Genomic DNA, 5,213 nt, shown 5'->3' with positions numbered 1-5,213 from the left:
GTTTTCCTTATATCTTGCTATAATTTAATGGATTGTCACCCCTTACATTATTCAAAAGGGGCTGATTCACCATCTTCAGTGAGAAATGGGTATGCCAAAGAGAAGGTCGACGACCAAAAAGCCATCGGAAAACACAACACCCATAACATCCGTTGCGGAGTCGGGAAACGGGGATGCCAAGGCATCCCAGGATGCAAGGGCCGAAAAGCTTCCCATAGTCGGATTGGGTGCATCCGCCGGGGGGCTGGAAGCGCTGAAATCTTTTTTTGCGCAAGTTTCTGAAAACAGCGGCATGGCCTATATCGTGCTGGTTCACATGAACCCGAACCAACCCAGCATATTGCCCGATCTGCTCCAGAAGGCGTCACGGATTCCGGTTGCAATCGCCAAAGACGGCCAATCCATAGAACCGGACCGCGTATACGTCGTCCCACCCGACAAAGAAATCTCCCTGTTCAAAGGCAAGATCCAGCTGTTGGATATCCTGACCAAAAGGACCGCCCTTCCCATCGATCTGTTTTTTCGATCACTCGCCCAGGATCAGGGACGCAACGCTGCGGCCATCATCCTGTCGGGAACCGGAACGGACGGCACCCTTGGCGTGAAAGCGATCAAGGCCAACGACGGATTGATCCTGGTTCAAAATGATGAAACCGCTGGATACGACGGCATGCCCCGCAGCGCCATCAGCACCGGGTTGGTCGATCTGGTATTACCCCCCGAAGCGATGCCCGAACGACTGGTTCAGTATTTTGCGCACCATGAAATCGCCCTCGATTCGGGAACGGCGGCAACCAAGACCGAACAACAGGGTTGGCTGAACAAGATATTCGCCATATTGCGTACCCGGGTCGGGCACGATTTTTCCGACTACAAACCCTCTACGATCCTTCGCCGCATCAGTCGCCGCATGGGGTTGAACCAGATCGAGAGCCATGAGCATTACGTGCGCTTTCTGCGTGAGAACACGGTTGAGACGGAGGCCCTGTTCCGGGATCTGTTGATCGGGGTGACCCAGTTCTTCCGCGACGCAGAATCCTTCGAGGTGCTCAAAACCGACATCCTGCCCGACCACTTGAAACGGTTGGGAGAAGGAGCAGTCTTCCGGGCTTGGGTGCCGGGATGTGCAACGGGCGAGGAAGTCTTCTCCCTGGCCATCGTGCTGCACGAGTGCCTTGATCAAGTCCCCGGGCGGATCAACCTGCAGCTGTTCGGTACGGACATCGATAGCCAGGCCATCGACAAAGCCCGTGAAGGTATTTTCCCGGCGAGCATCGAAGCCGATGTCAGCGCCGATCGGCTGCAACGCTTTTTCATCAAAGAGGGAGATTTTTTCCGCGTCCGCAAGGAGATTCGCGACGATGTGGTATTTTCCTTGCAGGATGTGCTCAAAGACCCGCCCTTTTCGCGTTTGAACCTGCTGTGTTGCCGTAACCTGCTCATTTATCTGGACGCCAATGCCCAGAAAAGGCTTCTGCCGCTGTTTCATTACACGCTGTCACCCGGCGGGATTCTTGTGCTGGGCTGCTCCGAGACGATCAGCGGGTTCACCAACCTGTTTGGCACCCGGGACAATAAATGGAAAATTTACGAACGCAATGAGGTACCTCGGGCCCTGCGCCAGATGGTTCATTTTCCCAGTGGGCGGTTGGCAGCCAATACCGTTAACGGGACCGCACCGGTCGGTCCTGCCCCACGACCTGTGGACATGGCCCGGATGACTCAACAGGCGATCCTGGACCAGTTCGCCCCCACAGCGATTTTGATCAATCCCGAGGGAACCATTCTGTATGTGCAGGGCCGTACCGGCAAGTATCTTGAGACCCCCAGCGGAGCGCCGACCCACAATATCCTCAGCCTGGCCAGAGAGGGCCTGCGCATCGAACTGTCGTCGGCCATCCGTCAGGCGGTTGCATCGGACAAACCGGTGACCCGGCGGAATATTACTGTAAAAATCAACGGCGATCTTCAGATGCTCGACCTGCATGTCTCTCCCCAGCGATCGCCCAAAGAACTCTCCGGGCACCTGCTGGTGGTCTTCGAGGGCATCGATGCCATAGCGACACCTCCGGCTGCACCCGCGCCTGTCGGAAAGAACACGCCAGTGGAGGAATCCCGCTTTTTAGAATTGGAACAGGAGCTGCTGAAAACCCGAAACAGCCACCAGACCACCATCGAAGAGCTGGAGTCTTCCAATGAGGAGCTTAAATCCGCCAACGAGGAGCTGCAGTCCGCCAACGAAGAACTCCAGTCCACCAACGAGGAACTGGAATCCTCCAGAGAAGAGCTTCAGTCCCTCAACGAGGAACTGCAGACGGTCAATGCCGAACTGCAAAGCAAAGTGGAGGAGCTGTCAGCGACCCATGACGACATGCACAACCTTTTGAACAGCACCCAAATCGCCACCATTTTCGTGGACAACAACCTGCACGTCCGGCGGTTCACCCAGAAGGCGACCACCATGGTCAACCTTATCGAGACCGACATCGGACGCCCGCTACGGCATGTTGTGACCAATTTGGCCTACGATGGGCTGATTGCAGACCTGACCGACGTTCTGAACAACCTCGTTCCCCAGTCGTGTGAGGTGCAGACCATTAATGGCGACTGGTACAACATGCGCATCGTGCCCTATCGCGCCATGGGCAACCGCATCGACGGGGCGGTGCTCACCTTCGCCGCCATCGGTGATCAGAAGAAAGCCCAGGCGATGCTAGATTCCGCCAGGCGTGAAATGGAACGGGCCTTGATGCTGACCCGCAGTGTATTCGACATGAATCCGGACCCGATTGCGGTGCTCGACAGCCATGGGAGGGTGGTCATTGCCAACGCGGGGTTTGCGGAGCTGTTGGAAATTACTGAAAAAGAAGTCAACGGCCTGGACCTTGTCAGCGCTGAGCTCGGCTGTTTCGCATCTATCGACCTGAAATCGAAATTGCAGGTCGCCTTAAAGAAAAATGAAGATTTCGCGACCCGTCCCTTCGAGATGAAATCGCCAAAAGAGGCCCAACGGTTCGTCATTCGTGGCCGGATCATCAAGGTCGGCGATCACTCCCCTTACCGAATCCTTTTGCATTTCGTGACGCAGCAGCGGAAATAGTGGGTCCCTCCCGGCATTCCCGATCCATCGGCCAGATGGGTATGCGCGTGAAAAAAAAAGAGACATGAAACGATCCGAAATCAAAAAACGCCTCCCGGGCATCGATCCCGCATGGATCTCCCTGCTGCCGGTGCTCGATGAGTTTCACGAAGGGGTCATTATCACCGACACCCAACGCGCCCGGGTGACATCGAAGGAATTTAGTCCACGTTACCGACGAGGCGGCGTCCAGAACACGTCGAGATGATGGGTGGTCAGGGCGGCCACGTGGCCGCCGAGCCAGAAGTGGGCCACCGGCCAGCGGGTCTCCTCGTAGGTCAGCGTCATCCGTGCGTCATCGGCGATCGCCACGACCCGGCAGCGGGACAGGCCGACCATGCCCTTTCCCACGGCCTTGAGCACGGCTTCCTTGGCGGTCCAGAATCTGAAAAAAGCCCGCTGCCGGTCGCCGTCCACCAACTGCCATTCACTGTCATCGGCCACTTTGGCCAGCAGGGCGTCGTTTACCGGCCGGATCGTCTCCAGGTCCATGCCCACCGGCAACAGGGACGCCACACCCCCAACCATGTCGGATTTATGGGTCAACGACCAGTAGACGCCGCCGACCGGAATGGGGACCCTCTTTTCATTCTTGGGAAAGGCGTCCAGGTAAAGTCCGCTTTTTTCGCAGGATGTCATCAGGGCCGTGCGGGCGAGGCGGCTCAGGGCCTTGACCTTGTCCCGCCCATGGAGGCGTTGATCGGCGTCAGAGACCGGCAGGATCACCGGAAAGAGCTGGGTGGAGGCATGTGTCATGGATGTCAGGCCGACGCGTCGGTTTCTTTTTGAATGGTCAGGGCCATCTCGTACACCGTTTTCCGCGGCAGGTGGTATTGTTTGGCAAAGGCTTTGGACAGGCCCGAGAGGCGAGCGCCGGGTTGAGCCAGCGCGTGGCGAAGGGCTTGGGCCAGGTCGGCGTCTGAGACCGGGTCTGCCGCCGCTGCGCCCTCCACCAGCAGCGTGCACTCACCCTTGACCTCGGGGCGATCGGCCAGAACGACCAGGACGTCGGCTAGGGTGCCGCGGATGAACTCTTCGTGAAGCTTGGTCATCTCCCGCGCCAGCACAGCAGATCGGTTTCCCATCACCGCGCGGATGTCTTCCAGAAAATCCACCACCCGCCGGGGGGATTCGTAAAAAACCAGCGTCCGGGGTTCAGCGGCCAGCGACGCCAAGAGGTCCATCCGTTTACCCTTTTTTTTGGGGGCGAACCCTAAGAATACGAAGGCGTCGGTAGGCAGTCCCGATGCACACAGGCCCGTAATCGCCGCCGACACGCCCGGTATGGGGAAGATATCAAGGCCGTGTTCAACGGCTGCGCGGACCAGCCGGTAGCCGGGGTCGGAAACCGAGGGCGTGCCGGCATCGGAAACCAGGGCCACGGACGCTCCGGACCGGATCTTGTCGATCAATTCCGGGGTCCGCTGGTGTTCGTTGTGCTCATGGCAGGAGATCAAGGGTGTACGAATGCGGTAGTGGGACAACAGCCGGGACGTGTGGCGGGTATCTTCGGCGGCAATCAGATCCACCCCATCCAGGGTCTTGATGGCGCGCAGGGTGATGTCTTCCAGGTGGCCGATGGGCGTGGCCACCACATACAGGCCGCTGGGGCATCGAGCCGGCCCCCGGTCATCCGTAGGCGAGGGCAAACGCATTTTTGACGACCTCGATGTCGATTTTCCCTGAAGCGGTGTCGATGGCCACCACGTCGAAACGGGCGCTGGCCTCGGTCTGACCGGACCGTTTCAGGTAGTCCAGGGCGGCCATGGATATTTTGCGCTGCTTGGCAGGGGTAACGGCGCCTTTGGGACTGCCGAATCGGCTGGTGTTGCGGGCTTTCACCTCCACGAAAACAATGGTGCCCTTCTCCCTGGCGATGATGTCGATCTCCCCCTGCTTGGACCGATAGTTGGTTTCGAGGATACGGTAACCCGTTCGTTTCAGAAATTCCGCGGCCAGACGCTCGCTCCGTTTACCGAATTGTTGCTGCCGGTTTAGCATGGATTGGTTTAATTGGTTTAATTGGTTGAATTGGTTGAATTGGTTGAATTGGTTGAATTGGTTGAATTGGTTG

The 5,213-nt window shown here is 57.8% G+C and carries 5 protein-coding genes; 2 read left to right on the top strand and 3 right to left on the bottom strand.

Annotated features, from left to right (window positions below):
* Window positions 1-91: 91 nt before the first annotated feature.
* Window positions 92-3,100 (top strand): chemotaxis protein CheB, encoded by a 3,009-nt coding sequence (locus ABYV26_RS20255; RefSeq protein WP_372683176.1) that lies wholly within the window; start codon window positions 92-94, stop codon window positions 3,098-3,100.
* Window positions 3,101-3,164: 64 nt separating this feature from the next.
* The gene (locus tag ABYV26_RS20250; RefSeq protein WP_372683175.1) at window positions 3,165-3,347 is read left to right on the top strand and encodes a hypothetical protein; all 183 of its coding nucleotides are present in this window, start codon (window positions 3,165-3,167) and stop codon (window positions 3,345-3,347) included.
* Here the strand turns inward: ABYV26_RS20250 and ABYV26_RS20245 are convergent.
* From ABYV26_RS20245 to ABYV26_RS20235, 3 genes are all read right to left on the bottom strand, one after another.
* On the bottom strand, window positions 3,311-3,895 hold the full coding sequence (locus ABYV26_RS20245; protein ID WP_372683174.1) for a 4'-phosphopantetheinyl transferase superfamily protein: 585 nt from the start codon (window positions 3,893-3,895) through the stop codon (window positions 3,311-3,313). The genes ABYV26_RS20250 and ABYV26_RS20245 overlap by 37 nt on opposite strands.
* Window positions 3,896-3,900: 5 nt before the next feature.
* On the bottom strand, window positions 3,901-4,794 hold the full coding sequence (gene rsmI, locus ABYV26_RS20240; RefSeq protein ID WP_372683173.1) for a 16S rRNA (cytidine(1402)-2'-O)-methyltransferase: 894 nt from the start codon (window positions 4,792-4,794) through the stop codon (window positions 3,901-3,903).
* A partial coding sequence (locus ABYV26_RS20235; RefSeq protein WP_372683172.1) for a YraN family protein occupies window positions 4,769-5,213 on the bottom strand: 445 nt, incomplete at its 5' end. The genes ABYV26_RS20235 and rsmI, both read right to left, overlap by 26 nt.

The sequence above is a fragment of the Desulfosarcina sp. genome, assembly GCF_041551955.1.
Lineage (GTDB): Bacteria > Desulfobacterota > Desulfobacteria > Desulfobacterales > Desulfosarcinaceae > Desulfosarcina.
This window is presented reverse-complemented; position numbering and strand designations above follow the sequence as displayed.